This is a genomic window from Methylobacterium sp. FF17 (assembly GCF_025813715.1).
GTDB lineage: Bacteria > Pseudomonadota > Alphaproteobacteria > Rhizobiales > Beijerinckiaceae > Methylobacterium > Methylobacterium flocculans.
Window position 1 is genome coordinate 4117082 of record NZ_CP107532.1, and the last position, 17976, is coordinate 4135057.

17 protein-coding genes are annotated in these 17976 nt (G+C 67.3%); 5 read left to right on the forward strand and 12 right to left on the reverse strand.

Annotated features, from left to right (window positions below; translation table 11 throughout):
* Positions 1 to 49 precede the first annotated feature (49 nt).
* Positions 50 to 778, reverse strand: coding sequence for a hypothetical protein (locus OF380_RS19510; protein WP_264046861.1), 729 nt, complete (start codon positions 776 to 778; stop codon positions 50 to 52).
* Between the two features lie 645 nt (positions 779 to 1423).
* Between OF380_RS19510 and OF380_RS19515 the strand changes: the two genes are divergently transcribed.
* On the forward strand, positions 1424 to 1978 hold the full coding sequence (locus OF380_RS19515; protein ID WP_264046863.1) for a PAS domain-containing protein: 555 nt from the start codon (positions 1424 to 1426) through the stop codon (positions 1976 to 1978).
* Positions 1979 to 2059: 81 nt separating this feature from the next.
* Here the strand turns inward: OF380_RS19515 and OF380_RS28820 are convergent, their stop codons facing one another.
* Positions 2060 to 2299 (reverse strand): DUF6894 family protein, encoded by a 240-nt coding sequence (locus OF380_RS28820; protein WP_404810482.1) that lies wholly within the window; start codon positions 2297 to 2299, stop codon positions 2060 to 2062.
* Positions 2300 to 2496: 197 nt separating this feature from the next.
* Here OF380_RS28820 and OF380_RS19525 point away from each other — a divergent pair, with 197 nt between their 5' ends.
* The 3 genes from OF380_RS19525 (at position 2497) to OF380_RS19535 (ending at position 3479) form a co-directional block, all read left to right on the forward strand.
* A complete protein-coding gene (locus tag OF380_RS19525; RefSeq protein ID WP_264046867.1) occupies positions 2497 to 2628 on the forward strand; it encodes a hypothetical protein in 132 nt (43 codons plus the stop codon).
* A gap of 248 nt (positions 2629 to 2876) precedes the next feature.
* Positions 2877 to 3131: an amino acid transporter protein gene (locus OF380_RS19530; RefSeq protein ID WP_264046869.1), complete on the forward strand. Its 255-nt coding sequence runs from the start codon at positions 2877 to 2879 to the stop codon at positions 3129 to 3131.
* Between the two features lie 114 nt (positions 3132 to 3245).
* Positions 3246 to 3479 carry a hypothetical protein gene (locus tag OF380_RS19535; protein WP_264046871.1) on the forward strand — a complete coding sequence of 78 codons (234 nt, stop codon included), beginning with the start codon at positions 3246 to 3248 and terminating at the stop codon, positions 3477 to 3479.
* Here OF380_RS19535 and OF380_RS19540 read toward each other — a convergent pair.
* From OF380_RS19540 to OF380_RS19585, 10 genes are all read right to left on the reverse strand, one after another.
* The gene (locus OF380_RS19540) at positions 3462 to 6695 is read right to left on the reverse strand and encodes a hypothetical protein (protein WP_264046873.1); all 3234 of its coding nucleotides are present in this window, start codon (positions 6693 to 6695) and stop codon (positions 3462 to 3464) included. The genes OF380_RS19535 and OF380_RS19540 overlap by 18 nt on opposite strands.
* Positions 6695 to 8401: a hypothetical protein gene (locus OF380_RS19545; protein WP_264046875.1), complete on the reverse strand. Its 1707-nt coding sequence runs from the start codon at positions 8399 to 8401 to the stop codon at positions 6695 to 6697. The genes OF380_RS19540 and OF380_RS19545 overlap by 1 nt, the downstream gene beginning before the upstream one ends.
* Before the next feature lie 10 nt (positions 8402 to 8411).
* Positions 8412 to 9701 (reverse strand): hypothetical protein, encoded by a 1290-nt coding sequence (locus OF380_RS19550; RefSeq protein WP_264046876.1) that lies wholly within the window; start codon positions 9699 to 9701, stop codon positions 8412 to 8414.
* Positions 9701 to 10114 (reverse strand): hypothetical protein, encoded by a 414-nt coding sequence (locus OF380_RS19555; RefSeq protein ID WP_264046878.1) that lies wholly within the window; start codon positions 10112 to 10114, stop codon positions 9701 to 9703. Before OF380_RS19555 ends, OF380_RS19550 begins: the two co-directional genes overlap by 1 nt.
* The gene (locus OF380_RS19560; RefSeq protein ID WP_264046880.1) at positions 10114 to 10419 is read right to left on the reverse strand and encodes a hypothetical protein; all 306 of its coding nucleotides are present in this window, start codon (positions 10417 to 10419) and stop codon (positions 10114 to 10116) included. Before OF380_RS19560 ends, OF380_RS19555 begins: the two co-directional genes overlap by 1 nt.
* On the reverse strand, positions 10416 to 11915 hold the full coding sequence (locus OF380_RS19565) for a hypothetical protein (RefSeq protein ID WP_264046882.1): 1500 nt from the start codon (positions 11913 to 11915) through the stop codon (positions 10416 to 10418). Before OF380_RS19565 ends, OF380_RS19560 begins: the two co-directional genes overlap by 4 nt.
* Positions 11916 to 11920: 5 nt before the next feature.
* Entirely contained in the window at positions 11921 to 12571 is a 651-nt protein-coding gene (locus OF380_RS19570; RefSeq protein WP_264046884.1) for a phage adaptor protein, read from the reverse strand.
* 15 nt (positions 12572 to 12586) lie between these two features.
* Positions 12587 to 13228, reverse strand: a complete 642-nt coding sequence (locus tag OF380_RS19575; protein ID WP_264046885.1) for a phage adaptor protein — start codon at positions 13226 to 13228, stop codon at positions 12587 to 12589.
* 108 nt (positions 13229 to 13336) lie between these two features.
* On the reverse strand, positions 13337 to 13750 hold the full coding sequence (locus OF380_RS19580) for a hypothetical protein (RefSeq protein ID WP_264046886.1): 414 nt from the start codon (positions 13748 to 13750) through the stop codon (positions 13337 to 13339).
* 85 nt (positions 13751 to 13835) lie between these two features.
* On the reverse strand, positions 13836 to 14939 hold the full coding sequence (locus tag OF380_RS19585) for a N4-gp56 family major capsid protein (protein ID WP_264046888.1): 1104 nt from the start codon (positions 14937 to 14939) through the stop codon (positions 13836 to 13838).
* A 2469-nt stretch (positions 14940 to 17408) separates the two neighbouring features.
* Here OF380_RS19585 and OF380_RS19590 point away from each other — a divergent pair.
* Complete coding sequence (locus tag OF380_RS19590) at positions 17409 to 17591, forward strand: hypothetical protein (RefSeq protein ID WP_264046890.1); 183 nt, start codon at positions 17409 to 17411, stop codon at positions 17589 to 17591.
* Positions 17592 to 17976 lie beyond the last annotated feature (385 nt).

The window sequence follows — 17976 nt, forward strand, 5'->3', positions numbered from 1 at the left end:
CGATGACGCTGGAGCGTCCGGGTCGGATCGTGCGGGCCGGGGTCGGGGGTCAGCGGCGCGAGGGCAGCAGGGCGAAGAACTTGGCGGGGTCGAACGCCACCGGGCGCGGCGCGGGTGCCGGCGGCGCGGCGGGTAGAGCCATCGCCGGGGCCGCATCGGCCCCGGCCTGGGGTGCCGCTGCGCCCTGGGACGCGCTCAGCATCTTCAGGATCGCGCTGACGTCCGGGCCGGTGTCGGGCTTCGCGGGCTCGGCCGGGACGGTCGGCGCCGGCGCGGCGCTGCCGACCGGGCCGGACAGGCTGAACGGCGCACGGGCACCGAGAGCGGATTCGCCCGGCATGACCGGGGTGAAGTCGCCACCGAGGAAGGCCGCTGCCTTCGCGCGGTGCCCGCCCATCTGCTGGCTCACCTTGTCGGCCACCGTGCCGGGCGCGCCCCCGTTGCCCGCGTCCGAGGCGTTGTAGCGCCCGGGCCGCCCCGCGTTGATCGTCGAGTAGAGGTCGAGGATGCCCATGCCGGGCTTGAAGCCGCGATCCGTGAGGTAGCCCTCAACGGCGGGGAGTTGTTCCTCGAAGCTCTGGTCCTGGCGTGCGCCGTACTTCTGCTGCTCGGGGATACCGAACTGGATCAGCCCGATGTGCCGGTTGCCCGCGCCACCCCGTATGCTGGGATTGAAGGTGCCGCCCGTCTCGTAGGACATGACGGTCGCGTATTCGAGCGGATCGGCTCCGATGCGCTGCGCCGAGGCGATGAGCGCGTCGCGGCGGGCATCGGCCATGGCGGTCTCCTGGAACGCAAAAGGCCGCCCTTGCGGAGCGGCCTTGTGGGTCGAGCGCGCGAGGCGCCCGACGTTGGCTGTTTCGGGCGCTTTGCCCGTCGGGTCAAGTGCTGGTGTTCAGACGGCCGGCGGAGGCCTGCGAAACTTTCGCACCCGCAAGCTGGGAAAGTCCTAGACGGACCAGCGACCTCTTTCAGGATCTTCAATCTTCAGCGATCGGCTGCGCGAGCGCTCGAACAAAATCCAGGCACGCCAAACGCTTCTCAGCGTCTTTGACTGCACAAAACAACTTTAGAAGCTCGAGCTCTTGAGAGATTTCAACGAGCTTCTCATTCGGCAGGTCAACATTCTTCTGGCGGAATGAAGACTCGTTTATTCCTAAGGCAGCCGCGATACGCTGAACAGTCGATTGTGTGCAACCGTCTCGCATTCTAGGCTCCTTGCGCGGAATTTTTCGCTCTCAGCAACTGTGCGCGATCCGATATAACTATACGCACAGATTTTTTAATCCGTAGAAAACCGTATATCGGCTCGCGACAGAATTTCAGTCTCACAGAATCGTGACTGTGAAAATTCTAAGAAGTGTTGGCTTTTTTCGTTTGCCCATCCAGGATCTTGTAAAAAGATAATGTCCGGAGGGAACGTATGACGTTAGTTAGAGAGGTAATTCCCGCCTTAAAGGCAGCGGGCTTCGTTGGTATTTGGAATACTAACGCGGTCGCGGGCCGGACGATCCTTGATGACGGCGCAGCAGAACTCTTAGCTGGCAACGTAAGCCTCGCGGGCCAACCTATTCCGCTCGAGGCGGCTCTCGGAGCGACACATCCCGACGATCGTGCCTGGCTTTTCGAACGTGTCCGCCGGGTACGCCAAACGGGCGGGCCTTTCTCAGCTGAATTCCGAGTAATCAATTCGGCCGGTGATGTTCGTTGGGTCCTTAATCGCGGCGTGCTCAAGCACGACAGCACGGGTACAATGCACGGCTTGGGAGCCTACATAGACACCACTGATAGCCACCGGCCACCCTTCGTTTCAGCCGCGTCTCTCCATGGGGGTATGGATGACCCGCTGGAGGCTGCTGCCGATCACTGCCTCAGGGCTCACGCTGAGCTTAAGACGGTTGGGGACACTTATCTGCGCCTTCGGGCTGAGATGCTGCTAACGGGTATCGGACAGGCTCTGGCACGGCGTGGAAATTAGCCGAAACCATGGGGAAGTTTCGCACCCCAGGCCTGAAACTTTCCGGAGCGCGGTAGCTTTCAGCTTGGTCGTAAACCGTAGTTATCTAATCAGCCATAAGCCAACGAATGTCATAGCAGCCGAGTAAACGGGATGACCATCCTCATCCGTAACTAGGACCGTTATAACTTGACGCTCGCCATCGTTGGGTATCTCGCGCATCGCAATCTGTGGGATCAGCCGCTTCGCCTGCTTCGCGGCGGTTTGAATGTCAGCGAGATCCACACCGTCATCGTCGCGATCGTGGTGAAGGCCATGAATGTCGAAGAAATAGCGGGGCATCGGTACTTTGTCCGCAGCAGGCGTGAGCTTCAAAATCTCACAGGCGCGGAGGGCCCAGGAATGGCCGCGATCCCGAAGAAGTAGGGCGACGACCACTTCTCAACAGTCCGAAAACGTACATTTCTGCGATCTTCGCTGTCCCGTCCGTATTGCCGCGCCGCTATTCCGCGACGGCCGCCGCGTGGTAGCGTGTGGGCATGCGCTACTTGTTCATCGTCTTCATCGCCGTCATCGCAGTTCTGGCGGCGGGCATCCTGTTTTCCTTCGTCCGCACCGGGGGAACGCAGAACACCGGTACATCCCCGCCGCCTGGTGCCGCTGGTCGCTGATGCCTCGCTGGCTCTTCCTGCTCGTCTCAGCAGTCATCGGCCTGGCTATCGCTGGAAGTGCGCTGATCATCCTACGGGAGCCCCCTTCCGACGAGCAGCCGACAACCGCGAGCGACCGTACGCCGTCGCCTCATCCCTGCGAGCCGCAGAACACCGTTGGCAAGGTCACGCTGCCAGACTGCCCGAACCCGCAGTTTCCCACGCCTCGGACGCCCTGACCCCGTCATCCCGTCCGTAAACGAGGCCCGATGAGCGACAGTGCCGACCTGAAAACGAAGCTCGTCGCGAACGAGCGCGCGAAGCTCAGCGCGACCTACCTGAACGGTCTGGCCGTGGCGGTCTTCGCGGTGGGTGGCCTAGCCCCCGTGTTCTCAACCTCGTTCTCCTCCGCGCCGCTCGGCGTCCCGCTCTGGGTCGTCACCTGGAGCGCCTCCATTTGCTGGATCGTCAGTGTCGTCCTACATCTGGTGGCGAGGCGCTTTCTCAGGGAGCTTGAGCCGTGACCGCATTCCAGATTTTCAGCCTGTTCGGCATGCCCCTGGCCGCTCTGACGATCGCCGGCGGGCTCCTGTGGTTCACCCGCCGCGCACACTGACCAGATTACTCGGCCGAGTAACATGCGCCGCTTGCCCATCGTCATCCTGACCTGGACGCTTTTCGCCGCCGTCATGCTGGCGATCGGCTGGGTCTTGAAGCAGGTCGTGCCACCGTTCAGCGCTTGGCTCGGCAACGAGCTCGGACAGGGCGTATCTACCCTTCTGGTGGTCGGCACCATTGTCGTGTGCGGCGGATTTCTACTCTGGCTGCCGCGGCGGTCAGCCAGACGCAACAATCTACCGACGCGACGCTGATGCGTCTCGAACTGGCGACGCTCCACCGTTCGCAAGGGTCAGCAACCGGCGCGTGAACGCCTCGGCGTTCTTGCTACCGGTGGGCGACTTCGCCAGGGCGCGCAGGTCCGGCAGCGCGCGCGGATCGGTCAGCATGCGGGCGATGGCCTCGCTGTTCCCCATCATCCGAGCTTGCAGCATGGCGTTGCCGACGCCGCGTTTCAGGCCGACCAGCGCCCCGCCGACGGCGCCGGTCGCCCCACCCACGCCCGCACCCGCTGCCGCGCCGGTGACGACATCGGCCACGGCCTGTCCGACCGGAGTCTTCCCGCTCTTGAGCTGGGTCTGAATCGCCTGGTTGAAGGCGGTGTCCGAGCCCTTGTTCGGCCGGTAGCCCGTCGCTTCGAGGGTGGTCAGGAAGGTGTCCATCCCCTGCCAGATCGTCTCGCCCTCGGGCAGGGCGCGGATCGTGGCCTCAAGGTTGTGCCGCTGCTGCGTGTTGCCACGAACCGCCGAGGCGAAGCCGGCGCCGCCATACTGCGAGGCCACGCCCTTCGACTGCTGGGTCGCTTCGTTGAAGACGGATTCCAGATGGATGCGAGCCAGATCGCGCGCGGCAGAGGGACGGTTCTTCACCAGCGCGCCCATGGCGGCGGCAACCTCGCCCTGACTGCCGGGCTTCGGACTCGATGTGAAGACGGCACGGATCGCGGCGTCCACGTCCGGACGGTCAGCGATGCGCCCGAGCGGGGAGGCCTCCACCCGCGCCATCGCATCGCGAGCCCGCACCACGCCCTCGAGGCGATGGTAGACCTCGGGCATCTGCTCGAGCACGTCGGCCTGATCGCGCAACGCCTCGCTGAGCCGGTTCGCATCGACGTTGCCGCGTGCGTCGGTCGCTCCATCCAGGATCTTGGTGGCGACGCGGCCCTCGTAGGCCTGCCGCGCGGCCGGCGGTGCGTTCGCCAGGAACTCGCGCGTCGCGGAGGCGCCCTGCAGGTTCGTCGGCACCTGCTCCGTCGGCGTGGCCATGCGGCCCGTGTTCGGATCCTGCCTCACCACGCGGCCGAGCGGCGTGTTAACTTCAAAGGGCTCCAGCGGGCGCGAGTTCGTGGCGAAGTTGGCGTCGGCCGTCGCCACCTCGGGCACGCCCTTCATCTGCCCGTCGAGCGCGGAGCGCGCCGCCTGGAGGTCGCGCACCTTCGTGCCGTCGCCATCCTTCACGGCCAGGCGGATGCTGTTGTCGAGCCTTTCGCGCGCGTGCAGGAGGCCTTCCACGCTGAGATCGGTCTGCCCGTCCGGCCCGAACAGGTCGCGGCGCGCCTGCACCAGGGCACCCCGGACATCGCCCTTGGCCGAGCGCAGATGCGTGTCGATCGTGTCGAGAGCAGCCTGAGGGTTCACCTGCCCGAACCGCACGTCGGGGACCTCTTCCCGAATCGTGGTCGACTTCACGTAGGGGTCGAGCGGCCCCTTCATGGCGCCGACCGTGCGCTCGTAGGCGTCGAGCGGGTCGACGTGTTCGCCCCGCATCAGGGCGCCGACCGCCCGCTCGCGGATGTCCGGGTGCACGCCCTGCGGATCAACGCCGGCTCGGGTCAGGTCCTCGTCGAGGCGGGATTCGGCGAGGGACCGCGCGTGCGCATACTCGTCGGCCTGCTGCCCGGCGCCGGCCCGGCCCTTGGCGCGGCCCGCGCTGTCGACCGGGTAGGAGGGGAACCCACGCTGCTCGTTCTGGAGCTTGCGCAGCAGCTCGGGCCCGATGTCCCGCGCCATGCCGCCATCGGCGTCCGGACGGAAGTAGCCCTCCTCGATCAGGCGCTCGCGCCAGAAGCTGTCGAGGCTCTTGCCGTCCGGACGGGCGACCTTGCCGACGCCCGGCACCAGGAAGCGGTGGAGGTCCGTTGCAGCCGCATCGCCATCGAGAGCGAGGCCGCCGTTCCGAGCGATGAAGCGGGCAAGGCTTTCGGGGCCCGGCTCGGCCGCGACGGAGCCCGGGCGCTCAAACGCTTCGACGGGGCGCGGCGCTTCGGCTCCGAACTGCGGCCGTGCGTAGGCCGGTTGCGTGACGACGGGCTCGCCAGGGCGCTCCACCGTGATGGTGCGCTCGACGCCGACGTTCTCGGGTGCGGCCCGCGCTGCGGCGTAATCCGCATCGGCCTGCGTCTTCCGGGCGGCCTCACGCGCATCGGCGACGCGACGCATCTCGGGCTGGATCACCTGCCCGGCCGCGTCGTCGGTGACGCGCGGGCCCACCGCCGCGCGCGCCTGGGTCAGGGCCATGCCCTCTGACGTCTGGGCGACGCCCGCGCGGGCCGCAGCCTGCAGGTCGATCCCGAGCCCCGAGGGCGCGAGGTTCAGCGGGGCAATCTGCTCGAACGCCGAGCGGGCCACGTTATCGATCGCCGCCGGGCGCGCCGCATAGACCTCGTTCATGAGGCGTCCGCCCTCGCCGCCAGAATTGGCGACAACGCGGGCGAGCTGGGACAGGCGCGTGGCCTGACCACCGGTCGCTGCGTTCACGGCCTCATCGACGGTCAGGTCGACGCCGCCTCCGGGCAGGGCCCGGCCCTGTTCGAGGAGCTGCTGAGCCGCGGCGAGATCCTTCTCCGGGATGCCCTGGAGCGCCTCGCGCATGACGGCCTGCCCCGGCTCGCCGCCGCGGACTGCGCTCACCACCTTGCCGATGGCACGCCCGGCTGCCGGGCCGGCAGCACCAAGCCCACCGCCGATGAGCGTGCCGTTCCGCACCGCCTCAAGGTCGCCAGAGCTTCGCACCGCCGCATCCGCTCCGCCCAGAGCCGCCCCAGAAAGCAGCGCCGCTCCCGACCGTACCGCAAGGCCTCCAGCGCCCGCGCCGAAGGCCGCAGGGGCCGCCATGACCATCGGAATCGTGCCAACGACACCGCCAGCGATCTCGCCGCCGGTCGTGGCCCAGGAGTGCTCGGCGTTCATCCGCATGCCGTAGTCCTGCGCCTTCGCCGTCTCGTCGGAGTAGCGGCTGTCGTTCGTCAGGCTGCGTACGGCCGCGTCGGCCTTGTCGATTCCTCCCAGGACGTAGGGGCCCACCACAGGCAGACCGTTGACGATGCCGCGTGCGAATGCGTTGGCCGCTTGGCCCTCCCGGGAACCAGCCTCTGGGGCGAAGGGGTCGTGATCCACCGGCACCAGGCGCGGCGCACCAGCGGGTGCCGCCGCGTCGGCGAAGGGATCGTGATCGACCGGGACGAGCTTCATCACTGCACCTTCAGGTACTTGCCGGGCCGGTTCGGGTCGGGACTGTACCAGTTCCCGTCCGGCGCCTGCCGTGCGCCCCTCGGAGCACCCTGCGGCGGCTCTTTCGGGGCGGAGGCGGCCTCACCGGCCCGAGCCGTCGGGAAGAGCGGGTTCTGCGTCGCGAACTCGTCGAGGGCCTGATCGAAGCTGGCGTCGAGGCGTCCGCCGTTCTTCGCCGCATAGTCCCGGGCCAGCTTCGAGACCGCCTGCTGGCGCTGGGCCAAGGTGCGGGCGACGCCGATCAGGTCGCGGTTGCCCTGCTCGGTCTGGGCGAGCGTCGGCGCGGTGCGGGCGATGTAGTCGCGGTCGGTGTTCGAGATACCGGGCCCGAGCGAGCCGCCGAGCCCGTCCAGCACCACCTTGTTCGAGAGAGCGTCGAACACCTCCGCCGCCGAGGCCGCCTTGGCGTCCTTCACCCCCAGCGCGCCGAGGATCTGGTTCGCGCGTTTGGCCGACTCGCCGCCGAAGCCGGAATAGAACCCCGGCGCCTTCATCGCCTGTTCCATCAGGGCCAGCGTGTTGAGGGTCGAGCCCGCGTTTCGGCCCTTGGTGGCCATGTCGAGCTGGTACTCGCCGTAGCCCTTCCCGACCGTGGCGTCCTGGGCCTTCTCCGCGCCCATGTTGATCGTGGTGCCGGTCGGGTTGACCGCCGAGACCTTTCCCTTGCTGTCGCGCTGGTAGGAGCCGGCCGGCAGCCCCAGCGAAGCGCGCTCCGCCTCCGGGATCAGCGTGAAGGTCTCGTCGGGCTTGCCCGAGGCCGTGCCTCGTGCCGCCGCAGCGGCGCGGGCCTCGACCTGCTCGGGCCCCGCCTCGGCCGGACCGATCAGGGTGGCAGCGCTCGGCCGCTCGCCGGGCTTCAGCTCGTAGATGTTGCCGCCCACCGTGACGCGGGACACGCCCGTGCCGTGGCTCGGGTCGCGCAGGATCTTGAGCGCTTCGGAGACCTGCCCGCTGTTCGAGCCCGCCGCCGCCGCTTCCGCGTCCGACAGGTTCGGGAAGGCACGCTTGACGATCGCGGCGTTGCCGGCGAGCGCGCCGGTCTCCTGCTGGAGCTTGCGCTGCTTCAGGCCGAGTTCGGCATTGGCGAGGCCCGTGGCCGCACGCTGGGCTTCGGCTCGCTGTGCGTTCTTGAAGCCGGCATCGAGCCCGGCGCCGAACCCAGCGGTCGACATCAAGCCCGTGCCGAGCCCGATCAGCAGATCGTCCCCGCCGCGAGCGGTGAAGCGGTTGTAGGCGCCGCCGAGGTCGAAGCCTTCGTCGGCGGCGGGTGCGGCCGGCTTCGCAGGCGCGAGCGACAGCGGCGCGGCAGATGGTGCGGCCGGCAGGGCCGGAACGTTTCCGGAGGTCGGGACCGCGCCGGGGGCGGGCATATCGGCCGCGCGGGCACGCTGCTCGCTCGCCGGCAGGTCAGCCGGCTTGAAATCGGGCAGCACGGGTCCGCCCCGATCGATCTGGGGCGCGGCGGGCGATGGCTCCGCCGCGCGGGGCGGGATGCGCAGCGACAGAGGCGCGGGCGACGGCGTGGTCGCTTCCGGCTCCGGAGCCATGATGGTGCCGGACGTGCCCGCGAACGACTGCGGCGCGCCCATCGGCGCCCTGCCGAACAGGCGGGCCAGATCCTCGGGGCTAATATCGGTGGGGAGGCCGTAGGGGATGCCTGCGCTCATGATTCTACCCTCAGACCGGCTTCACGAACTTCGATGCGGTACCGGCGATGGCGAGGCCGCCGCCGAGCAGCTGCTGCAGGAGGCTCGGCTGCGGCTGCTTCACGGTGGTGGTGCCGCTCGAGGTGTTGCCCGATGCCGCGACGGGGAGGGCGAGCTGCGACAGGAGACCGAGCTGATTCCAGGGCTGGGACTGCCCCTCGTTGAACTTGTCCTGCTCGGCCGCGAGCTCCTTCTGCCGCGCCTCGTCCTCGACCGCGCCCAAGGCAGCGATGGTCCGGCCCGGCTGGAGAAGCTGGTCCTGTAGGCCCGCGATCTGAGAGAGGCTGCCGAGCGCTGCCGAGCGGTCGCCCTGCGCTGCCGAGAGGGCGGTTCCGGCCTGGGCGAGGCTCTGGGCGTTGTTGGCCTGCTCGATCCCGGCCAGCGCCGTCGCGCCGGTCAGCGCCGCTGCGTCCGCACCCGACACGAGGTTCGCGCCGGTGACGGCCTGCCCCGCGTTGGCGCCGCGCACGTTGTTCATCTCGCCGAGCAGGCCCGAGCGGATGCCCGTGAGCGCGTTGCCCGCGCTGTCGATCGCGCCGGCGGTCTGGACCTGCCGGGCGCGCTCGTTCTCGTAATCAGCGTAGCGGGCCTGGGTCTCGACGTTCGCCACCGCATCGGCCGTGGCCGCCGCGAACCGCCCGGAGCCGTACCGGCCCGACGCCGCGAACTTCTGGCCCACCGAGGAGGCCGCCTCGCTGCCGGCGCGGCCGATGATGTCGTCGAGGAAGGGGTTCGCGCCGCCGAGGTACTTGCCGTCGGCCACGTCCTGGAGCGAGCGCTCGGTCTGCGTGGTCGAGCCGACCTCGTCGAGCAGGCCCTTGTAGCCGGACCCATCGAGCGCGTAGGCGCTGGACGCGAGGCCCTTGCCCACCGTGGCGGCCGTGCTGTTCGGGTCCGCCATCCGCGCGGATGCCGAGGCCACGCCCGAGGTGTCGACGCCGGGGACCTTCATCAGGCCCGAGAGCGCGTCCTGCGTCGCGGGGGTGGAGCCGCCGGACTTCAGCAGGTCGTCCACGAGGCCGATGCCGGACTGCGTCGCACCCGTCGTCCCGCCGGCGGCGGCCTTCATGCTGTCGAGGCCGGCCGTGGTGGTCGCGCCGAGCCCGGCCACGCGCTGCCCGCCGTAGACCTGGGAGCCGACGCCCGAGTCGTACGCCGTGTTCGCGCCGTCGATGATCTTCTGCAGCGAGGGAATCGCGGGTGCGAACGGATCGGTCTTCGACTCGGTCTTCTGCGTGGTGGTCTTCGATCCGCCGCTCATCAGGCCACCTCGAGGTGTTTCACGTAATAGGCGTCGACCCGGTAGTCGGGCAGCAGCGCGGCCCAGCCGACACGGCCGACGAACTCGACGCGGGAGCAGCCGTTGCGCGCCGCGCCAGCCTCGATCACCCGCATGATGTCCCGCCAGCGGCGCACGTCGGTGCCGCCCACCGCCAGGACGCAGCAGGAGCGGCCGCCATCGGCCAGATCGCGGACCTGGGTCGCCCCCGCGCCGATCGGCACGCCGTCGTCGCCGAGGATCAGCACCAGGAGCGCGGTCTCCGCCTCGACCAGCTCGCGCAGGTCAGCGACGGTGAGGTCGCAGCCGGGCCGCGCGCAGGCCTGCGCCAGCCACGGCTTCGCCACCGGCCACGCGCTTGCGAGGTCGGCATGCTCGACGGGGTGGAGACGCATCAGGGCCGCCGGATCTCGTAGCGCAGCACGCGGTCGGCCGCATCGGACACCGTGTGCCCGAGCACGAACGAGCCGCGCGCCGTGGATTTCAGGAAGGGGAAGGCCGACGCGGCCGTGGCGGTCAGGGGCGAGAACACCACCAGGGCGCCCTCCGTGCAGAGGGAATCGGTGACCGTGGTCTCGGACGCCCCCGCCGTCAGCGTGACGTCGGCCCGGCCCAGCGCGTTCGAGCCACCGGTCGCCAGCTCGCCGAGCGTCTGGATGATGCGGTCGATGCGGGTCTCGCCTTTGCCGGGAACGATCATCGCCCACCCTCGCGGCGCGCGCGCGGCTCGATCGCCGAGGCGTAGCTCCAGGCTGTTCCGGCCGGGATGCGCACTCGGGCACGATGGTAGCGCGCCGAGGAGCGGCACGGCGCGAAGCGCTCGACCGTGGGGGACGTCTCCGGGCGGTAGGCCACCGGAGCCGACTGCGACGCCTTCTCCCGGCCCCCGACCGCCACCCGCCAGTCGTCCGCGTCGCTGTCGAGGCGCACGCCGTCGATGAAGGCGCGGTCCGGCCGGAAGATCATGGCCTCCGCCGTCTCGAACAGGGCTTCGAGCTTCGGGCCGGTCAGCAGCGCGAGGCGGTTGTCCGCCGTCATCACGCCGAGGGCGGGCGCGCCGCCGGCATAGGAGGGATCGTCGAGGGACTTCTGCCCGGGGTCGTCCAGGGAGCCCGGGATGTTGTCGATGGAGACGGCCGGGGTCGCTGCCACCAGCCCGAACCGCACGGGCATCAGGATGAACGACCAGCGGTCGAGCAGCCAGTCGTAGAGCAGGATCTCGTCCAGCAGCGTCGGGTCGGCCGGATCGGGCATCCGGCTGCGGTAGGCGAACAGCACGCGGGGCCCGGTCACGTCGCGGATCGCCACGACCGAGGCGACCTGGTTCGGATCGACCCGGGCCGCGAAGAAGCGGTTCACCCGCTCCGCGCCGATCGGCACCGAGGCGCCGCCCTGGAACTGGTAGAACCCGTCGCGGTCCAGGAAGAACACGCGCGGGCCCGTCTTGGCGATGGACCACGGCGCCACCGCGCCCCGGTTCTCCTCGTAGACCTCGAAGCTGAACACCTCGGCCGAGTTTGGCACGAAGACCATGCGCCGGATCGCGCGCTCCTGGAACACGATGCCGAACTCGCCGCCGGCGAACCCCGTCACCGCGCCGCCGTCGGGGAAGATCTGCAGGTCGGAGGTGTGGCCGCCGCCGACGCCCGGCTGCCAAAACTCGATGTTGCCGAGGTCGGACCAGTCCACCGCGTTGGGGTCGGCCGCGAGCCCCGCCAGCACCACGAACTCGCCGACCACGCCCATGTGCCGGGCGCGCGGCGGGTTGCCGGCCAGATCCTTGAACTGCTTGCCGATGTCGATGTCGATCACCTGGACCGGCGTGCCGAGCGTGCAGGCGAGCAGGCGCGAACCGTAGACCGCGAAGGACCAGTAATCGCCCGGCGGCACGCTGTAGGTCCGACCCGCCTGGGACACGTCATCCCAGCCGGCCGAGCCGAGGTTGTAGCGGTAGAGCTTGGTTCCGGTCCCGGCGAAGTAGATCGGGAAGCCGTAGGCCGGCGAGTTGATCTCGATGGCGCCGCGGCAACCCGCCGGCAGGGACGCCGAAATCGGGGAGGGCGAGGCGAACGGCCCCCAGCCGTCGGCGCGCGGCACCACGTTTGTGGCGACGGCCGAGGCGGTGGCGTCGAGCGACGCGACGTCGGGCGCGAAGGCCGCCAGGGCGACGCGCGGGGCGGGCTGCTGCTCGTCCACCCGGGTCAGCCCACCGCGTTACGTGCGTTTGCCTCGCCCGCGTTCTCAGCGACGCGGTTCGGCCGGCTGGCGACCTTCTGCGCGTCGCCCTGGCCCATCAGCCCCATCAGGAACGCGGCGGCCTGGCTCGCCCACTCGGTGGACCGGGCCTCGTCCTTCTGGAAGCGGTAGGCCTCCGCGAGCGTGCCGTAGAGGTAGAGCTCGGGCGCCTTCTGGATCAGCCAGTTCGTCGGCGCGGCCTCGGTCAGGGCCGGGATCTGCCGATAATAGGTCAGCGTGACCGTCCCGGCCTTGGTGGAGCGGGTCTGGAGCTGATCGCCCAGCACCGTGAAGTACTGCGGGTCGCCGTTGGGCCGGTGCCGGTAGCGGAACTCCGGGGAATCGGCCTCGACGAAGCGCAGGCTCAGCGGCGTCCGGATCGTCGGGTTCGCATAGATCGCGCCGATCCATTCGAGATAGTCGGTCGGCAGCGAGTAGCCGCCCACGACCGGCAGTACGCCCGCCGTGGCCTGCATCTCCCGGGTCCGCAGCTTGCGGTTCAGCCAAGCCTCCGTGACCTGGAGGAAGAACGGCAGGTACTCGGTCAGGTCGGGTCGCGCGAGGTACTCCTCGAACGCGGTCCGCAGGCTGGAGAAATCGGTGATCGGGGCGGCCATCGGGCGGTCCTCGGGTCAGAGGTGATAGGCCCGGATCTGTCCGGACGAGGCGATGCGGTTGGCGCGGCCCCGGAGGGACCGGAAGGCCTCGTCCGCGAGCAGGCCCTGCGCCTGGGCAAGGGCCGGGTCGCGCAGCACGTTGAGGCCGAGGTGCCGCTTGGCTCGGGCCGCGATGAGGTCGGAGGCCTCGTCCACCCACGCGGAGGTGTCGTCTCGATCCTTCGGCGCGGGCAGTTCGATGTGCGCGGCGAGCCGGATGGTCCAGGCCCCGGAGGGCATGGGCCATAGTCGGATGGACCGGTCGAAGTAGGAATAGGCGCAGGGCTGCGTGGCGCTGCCCGGATCGTCGAGGCGCTCGATCGCAGTCTCGGCGATGCGCTTCAGCGGATAGGATTGCTCCCCCTCGATGCGCATGACGCTGTCGATGGCCAGCAACCCCGGGATCTCGGACGCATCCCCGCCGCCGTACACGTCGGCGCCCGGGATGGTCTGAAAAGTCAGGATCCGCTCGTTGAACGTGAACCGCTCCGGCTGGTGGTGCCGGATCGCCCGGTCAACCGCGACCGCGATCTGTCGGTCCAGGTCCGCCCGCTCGATGTCGTCCGCGATCTCGTCGAGGAGGTCGCCGAGCGTCGGCTTCCCTTGCGCGTTCGGCATCGGCTGGCCTTGGCTCGTCGGTCGGAGGGGGCGACGGCGGGGCGCTGGGCTCCGCCGTCATGACCGCTGCGGCGTGCAGGGTCCAGTAGGTCAGGTTCACCGGGCGCCTCAGGCGCGCGGCGCGACGTACTCGAACACGATGTCCGCGACGCCAGCGGTCGGCGCGGTACCGGTCGGGTTGTAGGAGACGAACGGTACGGTGTCGGCGGCGAGCTGACCCAGCGCGGTCGCGGTGTCGGGCCGCTTCACGCCGAGGGTCTGCGCAACGGAATCCGTGGCCGCGACGAGGTCGTTGCCCCCGGGCGTCGAGCCGACCACGAGGGGGTTGGTCGTGCCGGCGTTGAAGGCCTGGCTCACCACGATGGTGGTGCGGGTGATGATGGCGCCGGCCGGGAAGGCGGCGCGCATCGGCATGCCGCCGGCGAGGAGGTCATCGAAGCGCACGCGAGCGCGGATCTCGCCCACCTGGCCGTGCAGGAGCGAGCGGACGGGCGGCTTGGACGGGTTCACATTGGTGGCCATGGCGGGCCCTTTTCGATCAGGAAGGAGGGGGAGACGCGCAGGTGGCCGGGGCCGGCCCGCGCATCAGGATCGGTCAGGGCTGCGATCAGCCAGCGTTGACGGCGTAGGTCGAGACGACGATCACCGCGAAGTCGCGACCGTTATAGGTCGTCTTCTTCAGACCCCAGATCGCCCAGGCGGAGACCTCGAGTTCGCGCTTGTGGTCGTACAGCTCCTCGTTCCAGCGGTACTTCTCGGTGCCGCCGTCCTTACCGAAGGCAGCCGTGGCGGCCTGCGCGCCCATGAGGACGGCGCGGCGGACGTTGGGGAGGATCGTCTTGCCGTCGGGCGCCACGCCCATCGTGACCTGCTGGGACTCGCGCAGCACCACGTTGTTGTAGACGCCGAGCGCCCCGGTGAAGATCGGGTTCTTGGTGACCTCGCCGCCCTGCATCGCGGCCTTCTGGATGTCGAGCCACTGGCCGGCGGCGGTGCCGCGGCGCAGCTGCGTGACCTGGGTCGGGTGCAGGTACATGACCCACATCTCGCCCATGCCCTCGACGCTGACGGGGCGCATCTTCACGTCGCCGGCGTTGCCGCCGGTCTTTGCGATCTCCACCGCCGAGTCGATGAGATCGAGGGAGAAGATGTCGCCGGCAACGATGGCGCCGTCGTTGGTGCGGGCGTTCGGGCGCACGACGCGGGTCGCGGCGGTCACCGCATTGTTGGCGGTGAACTTCACGCCACCCGAGCCGTCCACCTGAACGAAGTTGGCCGGGGTGAAGCCGCAGGCGTGGTTGAAGAACGACACCGAGGTGCGGAGCTGGAACCAGTCGGCGAGGCCGGCGCGGGCCTGCTCACGCAGGTCGAAGTTCACGCGCTGGGCGTCGATCGTGTTCTTCGAACGGATGCCGACGACGTTGCCGAGCTCCTCGATCACGATCGCATCGGAGTTCGTGGTCAGCTGCTCACCGTTGCCCTCGGCGCGGTCCGAGGAGGTGAAGCCGTTGCCGGACAGCTGCATGCGCAGGCCGAAGGTGACCTTGTCGCCGACGCCCTTCTTGAGCTCGGTCTTGACCTGGATCACGGACTTGTCGCCCTCACCGAACAGGGGAGCGATGTCGAGGGCCTTGGTGGCTTCCGTGGCGAGCTTCTTCGACCACAGCTTCACGGCGAGGGCGTCGTTGAGCCCATAGGAGGTGACGGACATAGGGGTGCCTTCGAGGCTTGGGGTTTCCGTGGGGGAGGGGTGCGTGCGGGCGTGCGTCGCCGCGCGGACGGAAGCCGGGCCCCATGGTGCCGCTGGGGACGGTGGTCGGACGGGACCCGTACCGTGGGTCAGGCGAAGGCCGTGACGGGGCCAAGCGGGTCGCGTGACGTGCGACCGGGCGAACCGGTCCGGCGAACGCAAAAAGCACGCGTGAAGCGGGCCTCGGACGAGCGTCGGATCGGGGTGTTGGGAAGGTGCAGGCGGGCGGGTCCGAGAGCGGACCGTCACAGCGCTGGCGACATCGTACCTATTGCGCGCGGAATGCCCGTCGGGTCAAGCCCGGCATCTGCCAGACGGTGACGCGCTGGATTAGGAAGGCTGCGGCGCGTTGATGTCGACCGGCAGGATCGCGAGCAGAGCGAGATGAGTGCGACCGCAGCCGGTGAAGTGGCTCGAGCGGAACCGTTAAGCAACCCGAACGGAAGTTGCCTCCACAAACGGCCTACCGCCTTCCGGTAGAGGGGTCTCGTAACCAGACCTGTGCCCTATAGGAGCATAACCGCAGGACTCAATTAGGAAACTACATCCATGTCTCGTGGAAAACCACAGCGGGAAGCCGGAGCGGACAAGCGCCAATTCTCAAGGACAGAGGTGGCGGAGCAGGGCTTCGCGCTGTTCGCCGACGGGACGAGAGTTACCTGCATCATCCACGATACGTCGCATATAGAAGGCGCGGGCGGGATGGGTATGCGGATCGAGCTGATCGACTCCCCGCACGAACGCTGTCCTGACGGCTTCTGGATCCTAATGCAATCAGGACGTGTAACGTATTACCGTCCGTCTTGGTCTGAAGTTTTGTGAAAGGTGTTCGTTTCCGCGCTTGATCAGGACGTTGGCAAATTAGGGCAAGCCGGCGCGCGCACTTACGTAAGTATCCCTTACCAAACTTGCGGCGTTTTCGTCCACGAGTGCGTTTCAAGCTGCAGAGCGTGTTAGCTTACGCAGGTAATCGCCACTCAGGAATGAGGAAGCCGATGGAGACTGACTCGGGTGAACTCGCGTGAGCGGGTCAGACTAATGCGCTAGCAAATGTTCGCGAGCGCATTTCGACGTGGCTCACGTTCGCGGCCCTGATGGTGTTCTTCATCATCACCATTGCCTTTTGGGGATACGCGGAATGGTGGGGTGTAATGAAGCTGATCGGGCTATTCGTCTGAAGAAAGAACTTCGGGTGCTACAGGCGCATTATAGCACCAGACTGCGAACTCGACGATGCCGGCAAGGTAGACGACACCAAGGATGACGGCGACGTTAAGCGTAAAGCTCATCCCTAGGCACTCCCTCGATCTTGTTCACAACTCACACATTGTCTGTGCGTTTCAGACAATGGAACATGATGCGGAGGCGTTAACAACCTGCATATGCTTGTTGCGCGGCGACTATTAAGGATGATGCAGCGTCCGTTTACAGTGCGCTGCGGCGAAGTTCCTTTAAGCTATCTGCTCGGCCGCGCGGAACAGATCATCGATCTGGGCCGGCGTCATGCTTAGGGGATGGTCTCTGAACGCAAACGGGCGGCCCCGAAAGAGCCGCCCGCTGTCTCCAGCCACATGGACCGGAGGAGCCTATCTATTCGCTGAGGATGGACCGTCGGGTCAAGCCCGGCACCTGCCAGACGGTGACGCGTTGGATCAGACGACGATTTCGAGATCAGGCCGCATGGAGCAAACTAGGTCATGCTTCAGCCCAAACTAACTGCTTGAAGCCGTTGCGGCGGAACGTTTATGGATCGGACAGCAGGTTGGTTGGACTGAATACTCTTATGGTTGCCGTAATGCTTGCCGTGAGTGCAACACAGGTAACGGCTGCCTCCTTCAGCGAAATCCAGGCTCGAAATCGTCGCGCCATTGGCTCGATTTGTGACGACTGCACTATGGGAAAAGGTGATCCTGGACAGCGGCAACCCCGATCTTCCAAGTCGCTAGGCGAGGCTTGGCAGGCAGAGGACACCTCATCCGACGGGATAGACTTCGACCCAGCGCAGGCCCCTGATCATTAGCATCAAGCTCGGATCAGCCCGATGGTAATTCCTTGGATCAGCGTCAATTGTTCATACGTCGCCGTCAGGATCACGGGCCGAGCTGCGGCAGCGGACAGGTTGCTTTGTAAAAAGCCAGGCTTGAACGTTAGCATATATGGTGCTCGAAACCGCGGCCATAGTGAAGATCAGTGCAATGGTAAAAATAGTAAGTACAAGGAAATCTGAACTGATCATCTCTCAGTCTCATGGCATATGATATTTGAAGCCTTCGCTGGATCGGGCAATCGGGTCAAGGCCTTCGGTGGTGGGCCTCCTGCCGTCCTGACGCTCAACGTCGTTAAGGATGCGCTAACCAAGACGGTGACAATCGAGCGATCAGATGCTTGATAGCGGGCGTGGGCATCCAAGCCGGCGGAGGTTGAGACCAAATGCCTGCTGGTGATGATCCGCTCTGGTATGACCGCGAGGAGCCCAAAGAGCCTCTTGGGCTGTTTGCCCTCATGCTGCTGGCTGTCTTCGTCGCATACGATTTCACTTACGCAGCCTTCGTGACGCTTTTTCGCGTCGTACGAACGGGCGTCACGCTCGCATTTCGCGACACTAAGGCATGACGGCGCAGGAACCCAACCGGTGTGCGTCGCATGGCCGTGCGCGGACGGGCGTGATTTTACCGGTCGGAAGTTTGCGGCCTTTTCATTCATGTATGCGTTTCAACCCGCCGAGCGTGTTAGCTCTGCAGGTAGCCGCTGCTCGAAAATGAGGAAGCCGATGGAGACCGGTTCGAGTGAATTCGCGCAAGTGGGTCAGGCTACTACGCGCACAAGTATCCGAGAACGGATATCGACCTGGCTTGGGTTCGCAGTATTGATGGTCTTCTTCATCGTTACCATCGCCATTTGGGGGTATGCGGCATGGTGGAGCGTAGCGAAGCTGATCGGGCTATTCGTCTAAGGAGGCGACGCCCGGCGCTACAGGCGCTTGATGGCACCAGACCGC

Coding starts and splice junctions, on each gene's coding strand:
- OF380_RS19540 (WP_264046873.1), bottom strand. CDS start 6,695: ATGAAGCTCGTCCCGGTCGATCACGATCCCTTCGCCGACGCGGCGGCA.
- OF380_RS19560 (WP_264046880.1), bottom strand. CDS start 10,419: ATGATCGTTCCCGGCAAAGGCGAGACCCGCATCGACCGCATCATCCAG.
- OF380_RS19530 (WP_264046869.1), top strand. CDS start 2,877: ATGAGCGACAGTGCCGACCTGAAAACGAAGCTCGTCGCGAACGAGCGC.
- OF380_RS19535 (WP_264046871.1), top strand. CDS start 3,246: ATGCGCCGCTTGCCCATCGTCATCCTGACCTGGACGCTTTTCGCCGCC.
- OF380_RS19580 (WP_264046886.1), bottom strand. CDS start 13,750: ATGGCCACCAATGTGAACCCGTCCAAGCCGCCCGTCCGCTCGCTCCTG.
- OF380_RS19555 (WP_264046878.1), bottom strand. CDS start 10,114: ATGCGTCTCCACCCCGTCGAGCATGCCGACCTCGCAAGCGCGTGGCCG.
- OF380_RS19590 (WP_264046890.1), top strand. CDS start 17,409: ATGCCTGCTGGTGATGATCCGCTCTGGTATGACCGCGAGGAGCCCAAA.
- OF380_RS19550 (WP_264046876.1), bottom strand. CDS start 9,701: ATGAGCGGCGGATCGAAGACCACCACGCAGAAGACCGAGTCGAAGACC.
- OF380_RS19585 (WP_264046888.1), bottom strand. CDS start 14,939: ATGTCCGTCACCTCCTATGGGCTCAACGACGCCCTCGCCGTGAAGCTG.
- OF380_RS19515 (WP_264046863.1), top strand. CDS start 1,424: ATGACGTTAGTTAGAGAGGTAATTCCCGCCTTAAAGGCAGCGGGCTTC.
- OF380_RS19570 (WP_264046884.1), bottom strand. CDS start 12,571: ATGGCCGCCCCGATCACCGATTTCTCCAGCCTGCGGACCGCGTTCGAG.
- OF380_RS19575 (WP_264046885.1), bottom strand. CDS start 13,228: ATGCCGAACGCGCAAGGGAAGCCGACGCTCGGCGACCTCCTCGACGAG.
- OF380_RS28820 (WP_404810482.1), bottom strand. CDS start 2,299: ATGCCCCGCTATTTCTTCGACATTCATGGCCTTCACCACGATCGCGAC.
- OF380_RS19545 (WP_264046875.1), bottom strand. CDS start 8,401: ATGAGCGCAGGCATCCCCTACGGCCTCCCCACCGATATTAGCCCCGAG.
- OF380_RS19525 (WP_264046867.1), top strand. CDS start 2,497: ATGCGCTACTTGTTCATCGTCTTCATCGCCGTCATCGCAGTTCTGGCG.
- OF380_RS19510 (WP_264046861.1), bottom strand. CDS start 778: ATGGCCGATGCCCGCCGCGACGCGCTCATCGCCTCGGCGCAGCGCATC.